Source organism: Pseudomonas sp. Sample_22, from assembly GCF_004307635.1.
GTDB lineage: Bacteria > Pseudomonadota > Gammaproteobacteria > Pseudomonadales > Pseudomonadaceae > Aquipseudomonas.
This window is the reverse complement of the sequence record NZ_RCNY01000047.1, coordinates 1-19,229: the sequence shown is the minus strand read 5'-3', so window position 1 is coordinate 19,229 and position 19,229 is coordinate 1. Positions and strand designations below refer to the sequence as shown.

Annotated in this window: 21 protein-coding genes, 2 tRNA genes and 2 pseudogenes; 10 read left to right on the top strand and 15 right to left on the bottom strand. The window is 56.9% G+C overall.

From position 1 onward, the window contains the following. Nucleotides 1–263: 263 nt before the first annotated feature. From aguB to D8U73_RS11170, 8 genes are all read left to right on the top strand, one after another. Nucleotides 264–1,142, top strand: a complete 879-nt coding sequence (gene aguB / locus D8U73_RS11205; RefSeq protein ID WP_130904485.1) for an N-carbamoylputrescine amidase — start codon at nt 264–266, stop codon at nt 1,140–1,142. A gap of 5 nt (nt 1,143–1,147) precedes the next feature. Further along, the gene (aguA, locus tag D8U73_RS11200; protein ID WP_056852131.1) at nt 1,148–2,254 is read left to right on the top strand and encodes an agmatine deiminase; all 1,107 of its coding nucleotides are present in this window, start codon (nt 1,148–1,150) and stop codon (nt 2,252–2,254) included. A 245-nt stretch (nt 2,255–2,499) separates the two neighbouring features. Continuing rightward, the gene (locus D8U73_RS11195; protein ID WP_056852132.1) at nt 2,500–2,712 is read left to right on the top strand and encodes a hypothetical protein; all 213 of its coding nucleotides are present in this window, start codon (nt 2,500–2,502) and stop codon (nt 2,710–2,712) included. A 462-nt stretch (nt 2,713–3,174) separates the two neighbouring features. Continuing rightward, nucleotides 3,175–4,461, top strand: coding sequence for an OprD family porin (locus D8U73_RS11190; RefSeq protein WP_130904484.1), 1,287 nt, complete (start codon nt 3,175–3,177; stop codon nt 4,459–4,461). 193 nt (nt 4,462–4,654) lie between these two features. Continuing rightward, nucleotides 4,655–5,191, top strand: a complete 537-nt coding sequence (locus tag D8U73_RS11185; RefSeq protein ID WP_130904483.1) for a PBECR2 nuclease fold domain-containing protein — start codon at nt 4,655–4,657, stop codon at nt 5,189–5,191. 339 nt (nt 5,192–5,530) lie between these two features. Next, on the top strand, nt 5,531–5,749 hold the full coding sequence (locus D8U73_RS11180; protein WP_056852134.1) for a 4-oxalocrotonate tautomerase family protein: 219 nt from the start codon (nt 5,531–5,533) through the stop codon (nt 5,747–5,749). Further along, nucleotides 5,746–6,402, top strand: a complete 657-nt coding sequence (locus D8U73_RS11175) for a DsbA family oxidoreductase (protein ID WP_130904482.1) — start codon at nt 5,746–5,748, stop codon at nt 6,400–6,402. Before D8U73_RS11180 ends, D8U73_RS11175 begins: the two co-directional genes overlap by 4 nt. Before the next feature lie 42 nt (nt 6,403–6,444). After that, nucleotides 6,445–7,155 carry an SDR family oxidoreductase gene (locus tag D8U73_RS11170; RefSeq protein WP_130904481.1) on the top strand — a complete coding sequence of 237 codons (711 nt, stop codon included), beginning with the start codon at nt 6,445–6,447 and terminating at the stop codon, nt 7,153–7,155. Nucleotides 7,156–7,219: 64 nt separating this feature from the next. On the opposite strand, the gene D8U73_RS11165 is transcribed toward D8U73_RS11170, so the two are convergent. The 6 genes and pseudogenes from D8U73_RS11165 to D8U73_RS11140 form a co-directional block, all read right to left on the bottom strand. Further along, nucleotides 7,220–7,295 (bottom strand) — tRNA-Thr (locus tag D8U73_RS11165). A 486-nt stretch (nt 7,296–7,781) separates the two neighbouring features. Next, a pseudogene (locus D8U73_RS11160) lies at nt 7,782–8,999 on the bottom strand (methyltransferase); the annotation flags it as partial. Continuing rightward, nucleotides 8,980–9,669: an ABC transporter permease gene (locus D8U73_RS11155; RefSeq protein WP_056852182.1), complete on the bottom strand. Its 690-nt coding sequence runs from the start codon at nt 9,667–9,669 to the stop codon at nt 8,980–8,982. The pseudogene D8U73_RS11160 and the gene D8U73_RS11155, both read right to left, overlap by 20 nt. After that, complete coding sequence (locus D8U73_RS11150) at nt 9,666–10,361, bottom strand: ABC transporter permease (RefSeq protein ID WP_056852183.1); 696 nt, start codon at nt 10,359–10,361, stop codon at nt 9,666–9,668. Before D8U73_RS11150 ends, D8U73_RS11155 begins: the two co-directional genes overlap by 4 nt. A gap of 78 nt (nt 10,362–10,439) precedes the next feature. Continuing rightward, the gene (locus tag D8U73_RS11145; protein WP_056852184.1) at nt 10,440–11,189 is read right to left on the bottom strand and encodes an ABC transporter substrate-binding protein; all 750 of its coding nucleotides are present in this window, start codon (nt 11,187–11,189) and stop codon (nt 10,440–10,442) included. Between the two features lie 13 nt (nt 11,190–11,202). Further along, on the bottom strand, nt 11,203–11,976 hold the full coding sequence (locus D8U73_RS11140; RefSeq protein WP_130904479.1) for an ABC transporter ATP-binding protein: 774 nt from the start codon (nt 11,974–11,976) through the stop codon (nt 11,203–11,205). Nucleotides 11,977–12,528: 552 nt separating this feature from the next. On the opposite strand from D8U73_RS11140, the gene gabP reads away from it, so the two are divergent. Then, nucleotides 12,529–13,920 (top strand): GABA permease, encoded by a 1,392-nt coding sequence (gene gabP, locus D8U73_RS11135; RefSeq protein ID WP_130904478.1) that lies wholly within the window; start codon nt 12,529–12,531, stop codon nt 13,918–13,920. 76 nt (nt 13,921–13,996) lie between these two features. On the opposite strand, the gene vapC is transcribed toward gabP, so the two are convergent. The 6 genes from vapC to D8U73_RS11105 form a co-directional block, all read right to left on the bottom strand. Further along, on the bottom strand, nt 13,997–14,404 hold the full coding sequence (gene vapC, locus D8U73_RS11130) for a tRNA(fMet)-specific endonuclease VapC (protein WP_056852186.1): 408 nt from the start codon (nt 14,402–14,404) through the stop codon (nt 13,997–13,999). After that, nucleotides 14,404–14,634, bottom strand: a complete 231-nt coding sequence (gene vapB / locus D8U73_RS11125; protein ID WP_130904477.1) for a type II toxin-antitoxin system VapB family antitoxin — start codon at nt 14,632–14,634, stop codon at nt 14,404–14,406. The genes vapC and vapB overlap by 1 nt, the downstream gene beginning before the upstream one ends. 180 nt (nt 14,635–14,814) lie before the next feature. Further along, nucleotides 14,815–15,267 (bottom strand): hypothetical protein, encoded by a 453-nt coding sequence (locus D8U73_RS11120; RefSeq protein ID WP_130904476.1) that lies wholly within the window; start codon nt 15,265–15,267, stop codon nt 14,815–14,817. Nucleotides 15,268–15,273: 6 nt separating this feature from the next. Further along, nucleotides 15,274–15,690: a hypothetical protein gene (locus tag D8U73_RS11115; protein ID WP_056852188.1), complete on the bottom strand. Its 417-nt coding sequence runs from the start codon at nt 15,688–15,690 to the stop codon at nt 15,274–15,276. A gap of 19 nt (nt 15,691–15,709) precedes the next feature. Then, nucleotides 15,710–16,693: an alpha/beta fold hydrolase gene (locus D8U73_RS11110; RefSeq protein ID WP_056852189.1), complete on the bottom strand. Its 984-nt coding sequence runs from the start codon at nt 16,691–16,693 to the stop codon at nt 15,710–15,712. Nucleotides 16,694–16,764: 71 nt separating this feature from the next. Then, nucleotides 16,765–17,817 (bottom strand): PDDEXK nuclease domain-containing protein, encoded by a 1,053-nt coding sequence (locus D8U73_RS11105; RefSeq protein WP_130904475.1) that lies wholly within the window; start codon nt 17,815–17,817, stop codon nt 16,765–16,767. Nucleotides 17,818–18,079: 262 nt separating this feature from the next. Between D8U73_RS11105 and D8U73_RS11100 the strand changes: the two genes are divergently transcribed. Continuing rightward, complete coding sequence (locus D8U73_RS11100) at nt 18,080–18,529, top strand: hypothetical protein (RefSeq protein WP_056852191.1); 450 nt, start codon at nt 18,080–18,082, stop codon at nt 18,527–18,529. Between the two features lie 135 nt (nt 18,530–18,664). On the opposite strand, the gene D8U73_RS11095 is transcribed toward D8U73_RS11100, so the two are convergent. From D8U73_RS11095 to D8U73_RS11085, 3 genes and pseudogenes are all read right to left on the bottom strand, one after another. Continuing rightward, nucleotides 18,665–18,740, bottom strand: a tRNA-Phe gene (locus D8U73_RS11095). Between the two features lie 91 nt (nt 18,741–18,831). After that, entirely contained in the window at nt 18,832–19,104 is a 273-nt protein-coding gene (locus D8U73_RS11090; protein WP_130904474.1) for an oxidative damage protection protein, read from the bottom strand. After that, nucleotides 19,101–19,229: pseudogene (locus D8U73_RS11085) on the bottom strand (A/G-specific adenine glycosylase); the annotation flags it as partial. The pseudogene D8U73_RS11085 and the gene D8U73_RS11090, both read right to left, overlap by 4 nt.

Sequence of the window (19,229 nt, the reverse complement as noted above, 5' to 3'; positions counted from 1 at the left end):
CACGGCCCCCTGTAGGAGCGAGCCTGCTCGCGATGAGGTTGTGACAGTCACAGAATTCGTGGCTGAAAAACCGCTATCGCGAGCAGGCTCGCTCCTACAGTTTTTGGGGTTTTAGTTCGATTGTTATCGAGTTTAAGTGGGTATTTTTAGACGCAAGGCATATTTATCGCTTTAAAAGCCGATTTTTATCGGATATAAAGTCGCCATTGCCAGGGCGTGGATCAACCATGCCCGAACGTCACGCACTTGCCCGGAGATGATCCATGAGCCGTATCGTTACCGTCGCCGCCACTCAGATGGCCTGTTCCTGGGACCTTGAAGGCAACATCGAAGTGGCTGAACGGCTGGTCCGTGAAGCCGCCGCCAAAGGTGCACAGATCATCCTGATCCAGGAACTGTTCGAGGCGCCGTACTTCTGCCAGAAGCCCAATCCGGATTACCTGCAACTGGCCACGACGGTGGAAGACAACGTCGCGATCAAGCATTTCCAGAAAGTCGCCAGGGAACTGCAAGTGGTGCTGCCGATCAGCTTCTACGAATTGGCCGGTCGCGCGCGTTTCAACAGCATTGCAATCATCGATGCCGACGGCAGCAACCTTGGGATTTATCGTAAAAGCCACATTCCGGACGGTCCCGGGTATCACGAGAAGTATTACTTCAACCCGGGTGATACCGGCTTCAAGGTGTGGAACACCCGCTACGCGAAAATCGGCGTGGGCATCTGCTGGGATCAGTGGTTCCCTGAAGCTGCGCGCAGCATGGCGTTGCAAGGTGCGGAAATCCTGTTCTACCCGACCGCCATCGGCAGCGAACCGCACGACAAGACCATTTCGTCCCGTGATCACTGGCAGCGTGTGCAACAGGGCCACGCCGGCGCCAACCTGATGCCGCTGATTGCCAGTAACCGCATTGGCAACGAGGAACAGGACGGCTACGACATCACGTTCTATGGCTCGTCGTTTATCGCCAACCAATTCGGCGAGAAGGTGCAAGAACTCAACGAGACCGAAGAGGGCGTACTGGTCCACAGTTTCGACCTCGACAAACTCGAACACACTCGCAGCGCCTGGGGTTCCTTCCGCGACCGCCGTCCGAACCTGTATGGTGCTATCAAAACCCTCGACGGATCCCTGGAGTCCTGACTGCCATGACCACTTTGAACAGCACCCCTCGCGCAGACGGCTTCTACATGCCGGCCGAGTGGGCACCGCAAACCCAGACCTGGATGGTCTGGCCCGAGCGCCCGGACAACTGGCGCCTGGGCGGCAAACCGGCGCAAGCCGCGCACGTCGCGGTAGCCAAGGCCATTGCCCGTTTCGAACCCGTGACCGTGGCGGTTTCCGCCGGCCAGTATGAAAACGCCCGCGCCCGCCTGGACGTGCCGAATATCCGCGTTGTCGAGATGTCCAGCGACGACGCCTGGGTCCGCGATACCGGCCCGACATTCGTCATCAACAACAACGGCGAAGTCCGTGGCGTGAACTGGGATTTCAACGCCTGGGGCGGTTTTGACGGTGGCCTGTATTCGCCATGGAATCGCGACTCGCAGGTGGGCGGCAAGATCCTCGAGATCGAGCGCAGCCCGCGCTATCGCACCGAAGGCTTTGTGCTCGAAGGTGGTTCGATCCACGTCGATGGCGAAGGCACGTTGATCACCACCGAAGAATGCCTGCTCAACCGCAATCGCAATCCGCACATGAACCGCGCGGAAATCGAAGCGGTGCTCAGTGCCAACCTGGCTGTGGATAAAATCATCTGGCTGCCGGACGGTCTGTTCAACGATGAAACCGACGGCCATGTGGATAACTTCTGCTGCTACGTGCGTCCTGGCGAAGTGCTGTTGGCCTGGACTGACGACCCGCAGGACCCTAACTACCCGCGCTGCCAGGCGGCGATGAAAGTGCTGCAAAGCAGCACCGACGCCAAGGGGCGCCCATTCACAGTGCACAAAATGCCGATTCCGGGTCCGCTGTACGCGACCGAGGAAGAATGTGCCGGTGTCGATCCGGTGGATGGCACCCAGGAGCGCAATCCGTCAGTACGTCTGGCCGGTTCCTACGTGAATTTTCTGATCGTCAACGGCGGCATCATCGCACCGAGTTTCGACGACCCGCTTGATGGTCCGGCAAAAGAGATTTTGCAGAACCTGTTCCCCCAGCACGAAGTGGTGATGGTGCCTGGCCGCGAACTGTTACTGGGAGGCGGCAATATCCACTGCCTTACCCAACAACAGCCAGCGCCGCACAAAGAGTGAGTGCAGTTGTAACAGCTTGAGTTCATTGCTAAATCGGCTCAGGCAAACGTTTTCGTTCTTTGCATCGCCCAAAGCCCGCAGCCACCAAGGACTGCGGGTTTTTTTGTATCCGCTGGTCGACCATCCAGCCACATTGGCATAGCTCTTGTATTGCACATGGGGCAAAACAGGGAGGGGAGAACTCAGTTGTTCTGTCATAAACCTTGGATAAGTTAGCCGCTCACAAACCGGGAGAGAGCGCTGAAATGAACGCCGAAGTGAATGTAGTGAGCGAGCGGGCAATGCATCCCCTGGCGGTAAACAGCGAATCGCTCCAGATTCTGGCGCATTGGTTCAAGTCCAATGGAACGCGTCCGATCAGTGAAACTGATCCGCGCCGGACGATGATCGAGCGCTACCCCGCTGGTTTGTTCAGCGAGGCGGAACTGGATGCGTTGTGGGATGTGATGGAAGGATAAAAAGAAAAACAACGGATTGATCAAAAAAAAAGCGCTGCCAGGATGGCAGCGTTTTTTTTTGCGCGAAGTTTAGCGATCACCATTGCTCTTGTCGTTTTAGAGATTTTAGTTACCGGTTATCACCCTATATCCCGCTGTGGCGCCCACTGAATCGTCGATTGTGGAGCGTCAAGTTTGACTGGGGAAATACAGTGCAATTGAATGTTTCTGCCGCGTAAAGGGCTTTCTTAGATGTTTTTCGCCTAATTCCAGACGATTCATGAAATTGACACATTGTGGAGACCGCAGCTACGATTCTGCCCAACGCCTGTGGCCAACCGCCATGCCTAAAAAAAATAAGAAAAAGGCCCGCCGCGAGAATTCGTGTGCGGGCCTTTTTGTTTGCGGAACGAAAAAAGAGCGCGATAGTGCCGTTTCAGCCGTTCGACACAGCGCGTTTCAACCCGTAATAAGGAAAACAAAATGTTGAACAAGCGAATCAGTTTGATCGCTCTGGGGATTTTGAGCGCTACACAGGCCATGGCTAACGACCAGGCCGAATCCAAGGGATTTGTCGAAGACAGCAGCCTCAAGGTGCTGCTGCGCAACGCCTACATGAACCGTGATTACAAGGATGGGCGAGCCGACAAAGCCGAGTGGGGCCAAGCGGCCATCGGTACCTTCTCTTCCGGCTTCACTCAGGGCACTGTCGGTGTGGGCGTGGATGCCTTTGGTCTGTACGCGCTGCGCCTGGACGGTGGCAAGGGCAAAAGCGGCGCTCAGGGCATCGATTTCTTTAAACAAGGTGACAGCGGCAACGCAGCGGACGATCTGTCCAAGGGCGGCGCGGCCGTCAAGTTCCGTCTGTCCAGCACCACACTGACCTATGGCGACCAGATGCCGGCCCTGCCGGTATTGAGCTACGACAACGTGCGTCTGCTGCCGGAAAGCTACACCGGTACTTTGATCACCTCCAAGGAGATCAAGGGCCTGGAGCTGAATGCCGGTCGCTTCACCGCTGAATCGCGCAAGAGCGCTGAAGGTCGTGACAGCGGCGGCTTGAAGTCGATCAACGTGTTGGGCGGCAGCTACCAGTTCACCGAACAATTCAAGGCGTCCCTGTACGCATCGGACGTCGAAGACGTGCTGAAGAAGCAGTACGTGAACGCCAACTACGTGTTCCCGCTCGCCAAGGATCAGTCCCTGACCCTGGACTTCAACGGCTACCGTACCAAGCTGGACGATTCCTACGTTCGCGACAACGGCGTCACCGGCGATGACAACAAGATCTGGAGCCTGGCAGCCACCTTCGCCACCGGTCCACACTCGTTCACGCTGGCGCACCAGCGCAGCACCGGAGACAGCAACCTGGGCTATGCCTACGGCGGCTACCAAAAAGAACAGAACCGCGTCGGCGACGGTGGCAATACCATCTACCTGGCGAACTCCTACTGGTCCGACTTCAACGCCGAAGACGAACGCAGCTGGCAACTGGGCTACGGTCTGGACTTCACGACCTTCGGTGTTCCAGGCCTGAGCTACAACTTCGCCTACGTGCGCGGTGACAACATCACCACCTCCACCAGCGAAGGCGGCACCGAGCGTGAAATCTTCAACCAGTTCAAATACGTCGTACAAAGCGGCCCGGCGAAAGACCTCAGCGTGAAACTGCGCAGTTCGATCCTGCGCGTGTCGCAGAAGTCGAGCGAGTACAACGTCAGCGGTAACGAAGTGCGTGTGTTTGTGGATTACCCGATCAATATTTTCTGATGATGGGTTGAGTTCTCCGGTAAAAAACCCGACTTGTTCGGGTTTTTTTTGCCCTCAAGAATCTTAAAAGCTGATTGGATGGCAATGCCCTGCAAGATTGTCGGAAGTCTCTGAGGAAAGACGAAGACTTGCCTGATTTCTCGTGAGCACTCAACTGGCTGAAATAGTGGTTGATGCCTAAAGAGAACATCGAATGAAGAAACCTGGAGTAAAGGAGGCTCCGGATCAGAAAAACTGGAGAGATCTAGGGTTGCTTGATTTACGGGACGTTTTTATTTGCCCGTTGCTTCACAGCGCGCGGGAGCTGCCGGGCGCAGCCGACTTTGGCACTGCTTTAGAGCAGGTCGCACAAGGTTTTGGATTGCAGGCAGGGTCTGAGACGGCGTTGATCGAAACGCCATATGTACCTGTGATGATTCGACGTGAGCATTTATTGCACATCGTGGAAAAACGTCCAAACGCTCGGGAGCGTTTTACTGAGTTCGCAGTGGATACCGTACGTAATCCTTTCGAAATCTGGCAAGTTTCCTACACCGATGGCTCCAGCCGTCTCGCATTTATTGGTACATACATTTCCAAGTATCAAATGCTGGTTGTGGTTCACATTGACCGGGGCAATGTGCTTTGGAACTTCATGAACTGCGATAAAAAGGCATTGAACAAGCACCGTCATGGTGAGCTGGTTCATCAGCGAAACTCAAGGCAAAAACAAAAAAAGCAGCCTGAGTAGGCTGCTTTTCCGGAGTACGCTGCTTGATATTGTGCTCCCTCAAGCAGGGGAGAAGAGGTCTCACCCGGGCGTTGGGTTCAGGTCATCAACGGGGTTCCTAACGCCGACTATTGCCACCTGAAAGCAGTCGGTTTCGCGCTCTTGTGCCGATTTTCTGTTGCCTGCGCAGTTGTTGTCAACCCGAGCAATAAGTCCCACGGAAGGATCGGGCTTTGATTCATTACACTAAGTCACTAATGATGTTCCCATCCCCATCTTTATCCCCTCCAGCTAACGCCATACATTGAGCTCCAACGCCTCTCCCATCATCCCGACGGGAAGGTCACTGGAGTTTCCCTCATGCCTTTCGTAAGCGTACGCATCACCCGCGATGGCGTTACCACTGAGCAGAAAGCTCAGGTGATTGCCGAGATCACTGAAACACTGGAGCGCGTGCTCAACAAACGCCCTGACCTGACCCATATCGTGATCGAGGAAGTCGATACCGATAACTGGGGCTACGCCGGGATCACCACCACTCAGTACCGCAAGCAGCTGGCGGAAGAGGGGCAGTCATGACGCCGTCGGTCACCATCGATTTCGTCTCCGATGTGGTGTGCCCATGGTGCGCTCTGGGCGCGACGGCGCTGGAGCAGGCGATCGAGAACGTAGCGGGTGAGGTGTCGGTCGAGCTGACTTACAAGCCTTTCGAGCTCAACCCGAGCATGCCACCCGAAGGCGAAAAAGCCGTCGAGCACTTGATGCGCAAGTACGGACGTACCGCTCAGGACGTCGCCAATGGCAAAGCGATGCAGATCGAGCGCGGCAATGCCATCGGCTTCAAGTTCGACCTGGAAAAACGTACGCACTTCTACAACACCTTCGACGCTCACCGCCTGCTGCTCTGGGCGCTGGAAGAAGGACGCCAGGTGGCACTGAAGAAGATCCTGTTGCGTGCCTACTTCAGCGAAGGCGCGAATCCGAGTGACCAGTCGACGCTGGTGCGCCTGGCAGGTGAAGCCGGGTTGGACGAGGAGCGCGCACGCCAGGTGTTGGCATCCGGCGAATTTGCTGCCCAGGTGCGTGAACTGGAGACGTTTTACCAACAGCACGGCATCAATTCGGTTCCTGCCATGGTGTTGAACGGTCGGCACCTGGTGTCCGGTTCGCAATCGGTCGAGTACTACGAACAGATGTTGAGACAAATGGCCAAGGCATCTGCCGAAGCCTGATTCATCAAATTTCAAACCCCACTTTAGTTAGAGGTATTTATCATGAGCAATTCGAAAAAAGTTGTCGTAATCACTGGCGCATCCCAAGGTCTGGGCGATGGCATGGTCAAGGCTTTCCGTGAACTCGGTTATCAAGTCGTCGCCACCTCGCGTTCGATCAAACCTTCGACCGATCCGGACATTCTCACCGTGGCCGGCGACATCGGCGAACCGCAAACCGCCCAGCGCGTAATCAGTGAAGCAGTCGCCCGTTTCGGCCGCGTCGACACCCTGGTCAACAACGCGGGCATCTTCGTCGCCAAGCCATTCACCGCGTACACCGCTGAAGACTACGCCAACGTGCTGTCGGTGAACCTCAACGGTTTCTTCTACATCACCCAGCTGGCCATCAACGAGATGGAGAAACAGGGTAGCGGCCACATCGTCAACATCACCACCAGCCTGGTGGACCACGCCATCGACGGCGTGCCATCGGTACTGGCATCGTTGACCAAAGGTGGCTTGAACGCCGCGACCAAATCCCTGGCCATCGAGTACGCAAAACGCGGTATCCGGGTAAACGCGGTCAGCCCTGGCATCATCAAGACCCCAATGCACGGCGAAGAAACCCACGCCGCCCTGGGCGCGCTGCACCCGGTCGGGCACATGGGCGAAATCGATGACATTTCCCAAGCCGTCGTGTACCTGGACAACGCCAAGTTCGTCACTGGCGAAATCCTCCACGTCGATGGCGGGCAGAGCGCGGGTCACTAAGCTCTGACTGGTAAACGCCAGAAACAACAAAGCCCTCGTATTGCTACGAGGGCTTTGTTTTGTATGGTGCCGGCACCAGGAATCGAACCCGGGACCTACTGATTACAAGTCAGTTGCTCTACCATCTGAGCTATACCGGCGTGTCAGGGCGACGATTATAGCGATTGGGCAGGTTCTGTAAACCCCTGAATTCTGACTATTTTTGCGCAAGCCTCTGTTGCTGATTTCTGACACGCCCGAGTCGTCATCGGGCCTTGAGAAACGTCGTATCTGACGGAGTTGGTAGACAGCCGCTGGTGCCGCTCAAATTCCCCTGTCCATGCCGGCTGATTCGCATTTCTCGAAGGCGAGTCAGCTTCTGCATATTCTGCCCATGCCGACCCAATTCTGGCAGTTATGTCCTTTTGATTGAATGCTTATGCACAACGGAATTTCAGATGCACGGGATTTGATGAGGATTTGTGGATTCGTTCTCATCTGTTCGCAAATGCCTGTTTTTCGGGTTTTTTATTGGGCTGTACGAAAACTGAACAGATTGGTTTCACCCCTGAAACAGCTGTAAATATTGGATCCACGATAATTTCATCAACAGAGTTATCCACAGGCTCTCGCGTTTTATGGGAGTTTGCCAGTAACAGTAGATTTCGGGGTGTGAGCGGGCTTTCGCAGAAGGTTCCGAGGCGAACCGAGTATCCCTGTTCAACAAGGAACAGCGCTCGATCCAGAACCAGCCACATTTCCAGGGGGCGTCGGAACAGCCCGCGCAGTAGCTCCAGATTGCGCACGTGCGCCAGTCGTTGCCAGCCAGCGGCTTCACGTGCCGACCAGTCTTGCGGGACGATTGTGGATAACTCTTTGAGTTCGGCCAAATGATGGCAGTAATCGGCGAAGGATTTGTCCAGCCAGGCGGTGGGCAGGGAGGGGGTTGGCAGATACTCGTCGATGCCCCGCAGTTCCCGTTGCAGCAGATCGAACCCCAGGCGTCGGGCCATGGACAGGTCGCGCTGACGTCGAACGCGAGCGCCAGCGGTGACGGTTTCGCTCATGGGCAGCGCGAGATCGTCGAGCGACAGTTGCAGGCCGCAGCGTTGGGCGGCAGAGGACATGGGGGCGTAATCAACCAGGCTTGTCCGGTTGTAACAGCAAGGAGCGATTGCGAGCTGCCTGCAGCCAGAGGCACTGGCCAGCCGAATCAAACGCACATGCAGATCACCGCAAGCGTGCAGGGCAACGGGTGTGTGCTCAGAGCCCAACATCGAGGCCGCAGTCACGTCGAGCACGTCTTGTTCAACATGCAACGCATGCAATTGATGCCGTTGACTGAGGGCCTGGCCGCTGGCAACCAGCGTCGGGTCATATTCCAGGCAGGTCAGCTGTTGGCCTGCTTGCAACAATCGGCGTCCAAGATGCCCTTTGCCCGAGCACCAATCCAGCCAATGCCCGGGAGCATCGGCGAATTGCAAGCGGCTGGCGAAGGCTTCGATTTGTTGCCACTTGCGTCCCGGTACGTCGACATTCAATCGATGACCCGCTGTGGCGAGAGTATGGGCGGGCAGTTCACCCACGGCACTGAGTGCAACAGACATTGCCGCCAATGATGCAAAGGGTTCCGGCGCGTTCAGAAGGGCTGGTTGGTTGTGAGCGTGTTCCGCATCTTCCAATGACCGCCCGCGTAGCCAGGCTGCCAGTTCCGGGTGGGACGTTTCCCACGGCAGCTGAAGATGTGTGAACGGTCGAGGCTTCCAAAGCGCCTGATGTTCTATCAGAAACGCATCCAGGCGCATGAAACGGGCGAGCAAGGCCTCGCCCGTCAATACTTGTGAATCAACGTCCCTGGCAGGCATCGACGCGCAACCAGCGCTCCAGCAGCTTGAAGCCGCGTACCAGCACATAAGCCATCAACAGGTAGAACATGCCGGCGGCAAAGAAGATCTCCACCGGCAAGTAGGTCCGGGCGATGATGGTTCGCGCCATGCCGGTCAGTTCGAGCAAGGTCACGGTGCTGGCCAGGGCGCTGGCCTTGAGCATCAGAATCACTTCGTTGCTGTAGGCCGGCAGGCCGATACGCGCCGCGCGCGGCAGGATGATGTAGATCAGCGCCTTGGTCTTGGACATGCCCAGCGCTCGCGCGGCTTCAATCTCGCCCGGTGGAATCGCCTGAATGGCGCCGCGCAGGATCTCGGCGATGTAGGCAGCGGTGTGCAAGGTCATGGTCGCGGTGGCGCACCAGAACGGATCGCGCAGGTACGGCCACATCGAGCTGTTTCGGATCACATCGAACTGCGCCAGGCCGTAGTAGACCAGGAACAATTGAACCAGTAGCGGCGTACCCCGGAAAAAGAAGATGTAACCGTAGGGAAACGCCCGCACCCACCACAAACGTGAAGAGCGGGCGATGCCCAGCGGAATCGCCAGCAGCAGGCCGGCGATCACTGCGATGGCCACCAGTTCCAGGGTCAGGGTAGCGCCTTGAGCCAGTTTCGGCAGCCACTTGATGATCACTTCCCAGTTCATTGGGTGCTCCTCGCGAAGCCGCGAGCGGCGCGTTTTTCCAGGAAGTACATGCCAGTCATGGCCAGAACGGTCAGGCCCAGATACATGAACGCGGCGACCATATAGAAGGTGAACGGTTGTTTGGAGACGGTCACGCCGATTTGCGCGTGACGCATGATTTCTTCCAGGCCGATCACCGAAACCAGCGCGGTGTCTTTCATCAGGATCATGAACAGGTTGCCCAGGCCGGGCAGGGCGATGCGCCACATCTGCGGCATGATCAACTTGGTGAAAATGCGCCACTTCGACAGGCCCAATGCCACGCCGGCTTCACGATGGCCTTTGGGGATGGCGAGGATCGCGCCGCGAAATACCTCGGTGGCGTAGGCACCGAAGCACAGGCCCAGCGCAATCACGCCGGCGGCGAAGGCGTTGAGTTCAAGGTCGGGGTTGCCGAAAAACTCACCCAGGGCACGCATCAAATTGACCGTGCCGAAGTAGATCAGCAACACCCAGAGCAATTCCGGGATGCCGCGAACCAGGGTCGAGTAAGTGCCGCCAAGCCATTGCAGAGGCTTGTACGGGGAAGTCTTGGCCAAGGCACCGAGCAGACCGAGCACCAGCCCAAGGCACAGGGCCGAGAGTGCCAGTTTCACAGTCATCAGCGCGCCAGCGGCGAGCGCCGGGCCGAATCCGTAGAGGTCGATAATCATGGATTTCTTTTCAAATCGCGGCAGGCAATGCCAAGAACCGGCGCCGTCATAAGGCGGCGTCGGTCCGGCAGGTCAGTATCAATAGATGCTGAACGGGAAGTACTTGTCGTTGATCTTCTTGTAGGTACCGTCAGCAACGATTTCTTTCAGCGCGACGTTGAGCTTCTCGCGGATCGGGTCGCCTTTACGTACGGCAATACCGATCTTGTCGCTTTCTTCTACCGGGTCACCCTTGAATTCATAGGATTTGCCGGCGTCGCTTTTCAGCCACTCGTAGTTGACGTATTTGTCGGCGAGGATGCCGTCCAGACGACCGGAAGTCAGGTCGAGGTAGGCGTTTTCCTGAGTGTCGTAGAGCTTGATGGTGATGTCGTCACCATAATTGTCTTCGAGGAAGGTGCCGGCGAGGGTTGCGCGTTGTGCGCCGATGATTTTGCCCTTCAGCGCAGCCTTGTCGGTTTTGAAATCGACGTTTTTCGGCGCGATGAATTGCAGTTTGTTGGAGTAGTACGGGTCGGTGAAGTCCACCGCTTGCTTGCGCTCGTCGGTGATCGACATCGAGGAGATCAGGAAGTCGAACTTCTTGGCGTTCAGGGCCGGAATGATGCCGTCCCAGTCGGAGGTGACAACGGTGCACTCGACTTTCATCTTGGCGCACAGGGCGTCGCCGATCTCTTTGTCGAAGCCGACGACATTGCCACTGGCATCTTTATTGTTGAACGGCGGGTAAGCCGCTTCGATGCCCATCTTCAGGGTTTCGGCCATGGCACCGGCGCTGAACGCGAGGGTGACGGCGGCAGCCAGGAAGACCTTTTTGAAGTTCTGCATGTGGGTAGCTCCGTTAGCGGTTGCTGGACATGAATTGTTTGCAGCGCGCCGAAAGCGGGTTTTCAAACACCTGCTGTGGCGATCCTTGCTCTTCTACCAGGCCCTGGTGGAGGAACACCACTTCGCTGGAGACCTGACGGGCGAAGCCCATTTCGTGGGTCACGAGCAGCATGGTGCGGCCTTCTTCGGCCAGTGCGCGGATGACATTAAGTACTTCCTGGACCATTTCCGGGTCAAGCGCGGAGGTCGGCTCGTCGAACAGGATGACTTTGGGTTGCATGGCCAGGGTGCGGGCGATGGCCGCGCGTTGTTGCTGGCCACCGGACAGTTGCGCCGGGTAGGCATGGCGCTTGTCGGCGATACCGACCTTGGCCAGCAGGGCTTCGGCCACTTCGATGGCTTCGGCCTTGCTCTGGCCGAGCACGCGGCGCGGGGCTTCGATGATGTTGTCGAGCACGCTCATGTGCGGCCACAGATTAAAGTTCTGAAACACAAAACCAATCTCGCTGCGCAGACGATTGATCTGATTGCCGTCGGCGGCCACCAGTTCGCCGTTTTTCGCGGCTTTGAGCTTGAGCTCTTCGCCGGCCACCAGGATCTGGCCCTGGTGCGGGTTTTCCAGCAGGTTGATGCAGCGCAGGAACGTGGACTTGCCGGAGCCGGAGGAGCCGAGGATCGAGATCACATCGCCGTCGCGAGCGGTCAGCGAGATACCTTTGAGCACCTCAAGCGAGCCGTAGCGTTTGTGCAAGTTGCGAATTTCAAGCGCGGGCGTGGCCTCAGCCATGTGCGTTCCTCATTATGTGTTTCGCTCCTGCTGTTGGTGGCCTTCCTGGCGAGGCGGCCAAGCTAGCATAGCGTTTCCAAGGCAGCCAACAGCGCTGGGGGCAGTAAACGGGTGGCATGTGGCAGGTTGTCGCATCGGCACAGCAGACTGTCGCCCCATCAACAACCGAACAGCCGTTTGAACCTGAGTTTCAATTCAAAAACCCAGCGGCTTTCACAAAAAGGGCGCGATGTTGCCAGCTTTGGCAGGGGGTGGGAAGCGCTAACCGGCCAAACGCACTTTTATTGTGCGCTGAGCGTTTTTGAAGTGTGTTTCTGTTGCCTTGATGCGTTCCTGAAAGTGGGTCGCAGGGTAACGTTCTGGCAAATTGCCATTAATCTCAATGACTTGCGAAGACTGTCCGGTCAGGATGAGATCGCCGGATTAGAAGGTTTTGAAATATTTTGGCGCAATTATTGCGTGCAGATTCCGGAACGCCCCGTTTGTTTCTTTTTACAAGAGAGAATTTTCGGGAGCTGCACGCATTCGCTTTTCCTTACAAAGGTAGTTTCAATGAGCAGTACCCAAAGCTCTAACGGCCTCGAACAGGGGCTTAAACCGCGTCACGTGACCATGCTGTCGATCGCCGGGGTTATCGGCGCCGGCCTGTTCGTGGGCTCGGGTCATGCTATCGCTGCTGCAGGCCCTGCCGTGCTGTTGGCCTATGCCGCCGCTGGCATGCTGGTGGTGTTGGTGATGCGCATGCTCGGTGAAATGGCTGTTGCCTCGCCGGACACTGGCTCCTTCTCGACTTATGCCGATCGGGCGATCGGTCACTGGGCCGGTTTCACCATCGGCTGGTTGTACTGGTGGTTCTGGGTTCTGGTGATCCCGCTGGAGGCCAACGCCGCTGCAACCATTTTGCATGCCTGGTTCCCGGGTGTGGACATCTGGGCCTTCGCTCTTGTGATCACCATGCTGCTGACCGTGACCAACCTGTTCAGTGTGAAGAACTATGGTGAGTTCGAGTTCTGGTTCGCCCTGATCAAAGTCCTGGCGATCATCGGCTTCATCATTCTCGGCGTAGCGGCAATCTTCGGCTTCTTGCCGAACAGCCAGGTCAGCGGCGTTTCGCACCTGTTCGATACCCAGGGTTTCCTGCCAAACGGCATGGGTGCGGTGTTGGGCGCGATCCTGACCACCATGTTCTCCTTCATGGGCACCGAGATCGTGACCATCGCGGCCGCGGAGTCGAAAAACCCTGGCAAGCAAATCTCCAAGGCCACCAATTCGGTGATCTGGCGGATCGGCTTGTTCTATCTGGTATCGATCTTCATCGTTGTGGCCCTGGTGCCATGGAACGACCCTGTACTGGCAAGCCTGGGCTCCTACCAGACCGTGCTTGAGCGCATGGGCATCCCGAACGCCAAGATGATCGTCGACATCGTGGTACTGGTTGCTGTGACCAGTTGCCTGAACTCGGCGCTCTACACCTCTTCGCGCATGTTGTTTTCCCTGGGCAAGCGCGGCGATGCACCAGCCGTTTCCACCCGCACCAACAAAAGCGGCACGCCTTACTGGGCGGTGATGTTGTCCACGGGCGCGGCATTCCTGGCCACGTTCGCCAACTACGTGGCACCGGCTGCGGTGTTCGAATTCCTGCTGGCCAGCTCCGGTGCCATTGCACTGCTGGTGTACCTGGTGATCGCGATCTCGCAACTGCGTATACGCAAGCAGCGCATGGCTCGCGGTGAAAAAATCGTCTTCAGCATGTGGCTGTTCCCGGGCCTGACCTACGCGGTGATCGTCTTCATCGTCGCGGCCCTGACCATCATGTTGTTCCAGGACGCCCACCGTGTGGAAATCCTCGCGACGGGCCTGCTCAGTGTTTTGGTAGTGGCTTCCGGTTTGCTGGTGGCTCGCCGTCGCAAGCTGCAGAAGGCGGGTGCGGTGGTACTCAACTGATTCGTAGCGCATGACGCAAAAAAACGGCCGCTGTCAGTGATGACAAGCGGCCGTTTTTTTTATGTCTTCATTAAATTCAACGGGGATGCACCCAGTCCTCTACGCGTAACCCAGGAACCCGTTCAAATTCCCGCAGGTTGTTCGTGACTACGATGAACCCACGTGAGCGCGCGTGGCCGGCGATCATTTGGTCGTATGGGCCGATGGGTGTTCCAGCCTTCGCCAGCTCGGATCGAATCATTCCGGTATGCGCGGCCGCTTCATTGTCGAAAGGCAGGACCTCAAGGCGGGCTGCCAAACCCTCGATGACGGTAAGGTTCTTTTCTGGTGCTGCTGACTTTTCGGCGCCGTAGATCAACTCCATGAGGGTGACAGCACTGATGCATAGCTGCCCGTCATGGCGGTTGAAGGCCTCTCTGACGATTTGCGGTTTGTTCTTGATGGTGAATATGCAGATGTTGGTGTCGAGCATGTATTTGATCATCAGAACGACTCGCGCTCCTGATCGGTGGGTTGGTCGCGATCAGGCATGAAGTCAGCACTCACGCTATCCCCGTCGAACCAGCTATCCCATGTTTCTTCGGCGGGGGTAATGAGGCGGGATCGGCCGATGGCGATTACGTTGACGCGTTTTACGTCGCTTGGCATGGCTACGGCTTTGGGAAGGCGAACGGCCTGGCTGCGATTGCTCATGAAAAGGGTGGTCTGTTCCATTTTTGCCTCCTCCGCCATTGTGGGGTGTACTCCAAAGAGTAGATTTTTTTGTGGATATGTCAATGGGATATACAAAGCGGGTGGTGAGTGAGGTCTCTGATCATTCTGACTGGCCGCTTCACAAAAAACGGCCGCTGTCAGTGGAGACAAGCGGCCGTTTTTTTTGCCGAAACCCGGTAGTTATTCGGCTTTTTCTTCCGATGCTTCCAGCGACCGGCTGTAGATGTCCAAGGCATCGCCGAAGTCGGTGATGAATTGCGGCTCGCTCAGCCAGGCCTGGGCGGTTTCGCGGTCCATGCCGTCGGCCCACATGCGGTAATCGATCAGCATGTCGGCGGCCAGGTGAGTCGCGGCCATGCCTTCGTCTTCGGCGTTTTCCATGTCCAGCAGTTCTGGATGGTCGATGATGATGAAGGCCAGGTTGGTCAGCAAAACCGAGAGCATTTCACTGCGGCTGATGGCTTCCGCATCGCGCATCTTGCTGAACATCGCCAAGGTGTATTCCGGGATCGGCTCGGCGAGGTGGCCGAGATCATCGTCCAGGTTCGCGGGTTTTCTGCCGACCATGCGGATTTGCTTGGCTTTGGCTTTTGCGCGCTTGGCGCGTTTCTGTTGCTTGTTCAGGGAGGCCATGGGAGCTCAGTTCGGTTTCTGTTGGGTTTGCGCGGCGATAGCATCGGAGGCTGCCACGTAGTCGGCCTGGAAGGCCGGCGATTCGATCCACGCCAAGGCGCCGGCTTCGTCGGTTTCGGTGGACCATTGGCGATACTCGATCAGCGCCGCCAGGATGAAGTCCATCGCGCCTTCTTCGCCTTCCTGTTCGTAGACCAGTTCCAGCAACGGGTCTTCGAGGAAAGCTACACACATGGCTTGCTGGCTGACTTTCTCGGCGTCGATCATTTTCTTGAACAGTTCAGTCAGGTCGACCGACTCGAAGTCGATACGGTCATCGTTCGGGTCCAGTTCGACCGGCGCGGCAGCGCGTTGGGTGCGGTTCTGCTTGGCCTTGGCCTTGGCGCGGGAGGCGCGTTTTTGCTGCTTGTTGGCGGAGGCCATGGAGGTTGTTCCGTATGCGTTAAGTAGGATTGCTGCGTGGCACCGTCCGCCCGGGTGTGTCGGGGGGCAGCTCGCCGTTTTGCAGCCACGACAATGCGATGGGCCATAGTGTGGCTTGGTATGCGCTGCGAAAAAAGGCGAAATGTCCAACTTCTGTTTCGCCGATGTCTTGCGGGGCGATGCGCAAGTGGGTGTTTGTGCTGCCGGTGAAGTAACCGAGCAGGCGCTCGATGGCCGGGATCGTGCCGTAGGGATCGTCGCAGATGCTGATGGCGAGGGTTTGCGCGGTCACGCCAGCAAAGGGCAGGCGACCGGCGGTTGCGTGGATGACGCTGCCGCTGAAGCGTTTTTCGTAACGTGCAGTGGAGAAGCTCCAGTCACGGACGACACCGGCAGGCGTGTCTTCCAGCCAGCCAAGGCGTTTGCCGGGAAAGTAACCGAAGATCATCGTCAGCAGTGGCATCAGCACATGCCATTTACCAAACATCCGCCAGCGATGGGCCGGTGCATAGTCGCGCCAGTAGGCGAACTGCGCACCGACCGTCACCAGGCGCCGGATCGCATTTCCGGAGGCCCCCAGTCCTGCTGCACAGCCTCCAAAGCTGTGGCCCACCACATCGATGGGCTGATTCGGAAACTCGCGCTTTGCGCGCCGTAGCATCGCCTCGAAATCCAGTGCACCCCAGTCAGTCCATGAAGCCTGAAACCCTTTTAGTGACGGCGGGCGTGATTCACCTATACCGCGGTAATCATAGGTGATCACATCCAGGCCATTGGCGAACAGGTAGTCGGCGAAGCGCGAGTAGTGCCGGCAGCGTACCGAGGTGGCCGCATTGATGATGACCACCGGGCGAGAGCTATCGGGGGCAGCGTGCCGCCAGGTGAAACCGCCGATGATGAATCCGTCTTCTGCGGGTTGCTCGAAGGGCTCGGCAACGGCGTCAGTTACCAATGGCAGCTCGATTTGAACGGGGGCCAGAGGGGGCATGTCCTGCAAATTCATGGGCGCTGGACCTTTGCGGGGAGATGCCAACGATAGTCTTCAAGCTGCGGATGAACAATCCATGAGAGCCATCACGGTGTCTGATCGAGTCGCTCGTCAAGTCGTGCGCGCTCTCGATCAAGCTCTGCACGCAGTTCTTCCTCGCTCGGCAATATCAACTGGTACTTGCTGGCAAAAAGTTGTTCGTGACCTTCCAGAACCGAATAACGAACCACCGATTCATCTTTCTGCGCACATAAGATGATGCCGACGGTGGGACCATCTTCTGCTCCACGTTTGAGGTCGTCGTACATGCGTACATACATGTCCATCTGGCCGACATCCTGGTGTGTGAGCTCGCCCCGCTTGATATCGAATATGACAAAGCATTTGAGCAGGTAGTTGTAGAACACCAGGTCGATGAAGAAGTCCTTGCTGTCAGTGCTGATGCGTTGCTGGCGGGCGATGAAGGCGAAACCTTTGCCCAGCTCCAACAGGAAACCTTGCAGTTGTTCTATTAGTGCCTGTTCGATTTCGCTTTCCTGAAGCTTGCCGGCATGGGGCAGGCCAAGAAACTCCAGCACCACCGGGTCACGAATGAACTCCCGAGGGCTGGCCTTCATTTGCTGAATATGGGTGGCTGCCTCCAGCATCACGGGGGCGCGATCGCGGCTTGCAAGCAGGCGCTCGTAGTAAAGTGTGTTTATCTGGCGTTCCAGTGCTCGACTTGACCAGTTTTGAGTGGCGGACTCGTTCATGTACCACAGTCGGGCGCTTTCGCTGTCGACTCTCAATAGTCGCCGGTAATGAGTCCAGCTCAATTCGGAACGCACTGCGTTCCAAATTGGGAATGTTTGATAAAAATCCCGCATATATCGCAGGTTGCGCTCGTCAAAACCTTTTCCATAATCGGTGGTAAGAGCGTGAGCCAATGTAGCAAGCAAGCGCTTGCCATAACCTGCCCGCCGAGCACCCTCCTGCTCGAATTCGACAATATGCCGACCAATCTGCCAACAGGTTTGCACTTGAATGGTGTCGACGGCCCGCAGCACCTTCTGGCGCGCCTGGCGTATCAGTTCGCCAAGATTGCCGACAAGCGAAGCGAGTTGCGGGTCTTTTGTGTCTTCGGTTCTGAGGTCGTTCATGAGGTCTTCTGCGGCTGATTGATCAGGCAAAAGAGGATGGCAAGAGAGCTTGGGTCGAAGATGCAGGGCACGGCTGAGATATCGGAAGGAATCGCCGGGGCCGCAAGCAGGATCGATCTGACGGAAGAGCAAGCCTGCTGAGCAAATCACGTAGTACGTTTCGTAGTCAGCACAAGTACCAATCGATCTAAAACATCACCAATGTGCGGGAGATCAAAATTCAGGTAACGATTGGGCTTTTCAGAGCCCGGGAGTCGTCATCATGAAAATCCTCCATTCATTCATGTTGCCCCTCGCCGCCATCGGCATGCTGCTGTTTCCTGCAATGGCGCCCGCCGCAAGTCTTGAGCCCGTCGACAGCTCCGGCGTTCAGGTTCAGCGGCAGGAACAAAATGGCATCACCTATCTGTCCGGTGGGATTGGCGAGGATGAGGCAAAGGCTATCCAGCAAACGACTGGCTATAACCTGCACATGACCTTCGCGATCGGGGCGGAGAACAAATACATTCCCGATGTGGATGTGGTCATAGAGAAGGCCCAGGGGCAAACCGTACTGACACTGCACGACGCCGGACCACTGGTGTATGTGCAATTGCCAGCCGGGAAGTACAACGTCATCGCCACACGCAACGGCGAGGTGCGACGTGATGTTGCGGATGTCGGCAGCGGTGCCGCTCGTAACCTGGTCTTCCATTGGAATGGCGAGAGCTAGTGCGGTATTGCGAACAAAAAATTGATAGGCGCGGGAGGGGAGGGGCGCCTTGCCTTTCGATGCTCCGGGATTGAGCCTCATCAAACCGCAGGCATAAAAAAACCCTGAATCTTGCGATTCAGGGTTTTCGGTATTTGGTGCCCAGAGACGGAATCGAACCGCCGACACGGGGATTTTCAATCCCCTGCTCTACCGACTGAGCTATCTGGGCAACGGGGCGCATTAAAAGGGTTTTTCGGATTTACGTCAACGACTTTTTTAAAATTTCTTAAATTAATTCCGTCGCTTACGAAATTCGTGGGTTATTCGGCCGGCGGCACGTAGCCTTCGGCCTTGGCGTATTCCTCGCCGGAAAAGAACTTGTCCATCTCGCCCTGCAGATATTTGCGGTCTTCGGCGTTCATCATGTTCAGGCGTTTTTCGTTGATCAGCAGGGTCTGGTGTTTTTGCCAGTCGGCCCAGGCCTTGGCCGAGACGTGGTCAAAAATGTCCTGGCCTTTGGCGCCCGGGAACGGGGCGCGTTCCAGGCCTGGCAGTTCTTCTTTGTACTTGCGGCACATGATGGTGCGGGTCATGACGACTCTCCTGCGTTCAATACGGCGGCCGCGCGTTCGAGCAAGGTTTTGACCGGGGCGGCAAGGCCCAGGCGCGGCGGGGTGGCGAGGTTATACCAGAGCCAGTCGGCCTCGGCCACGTGATG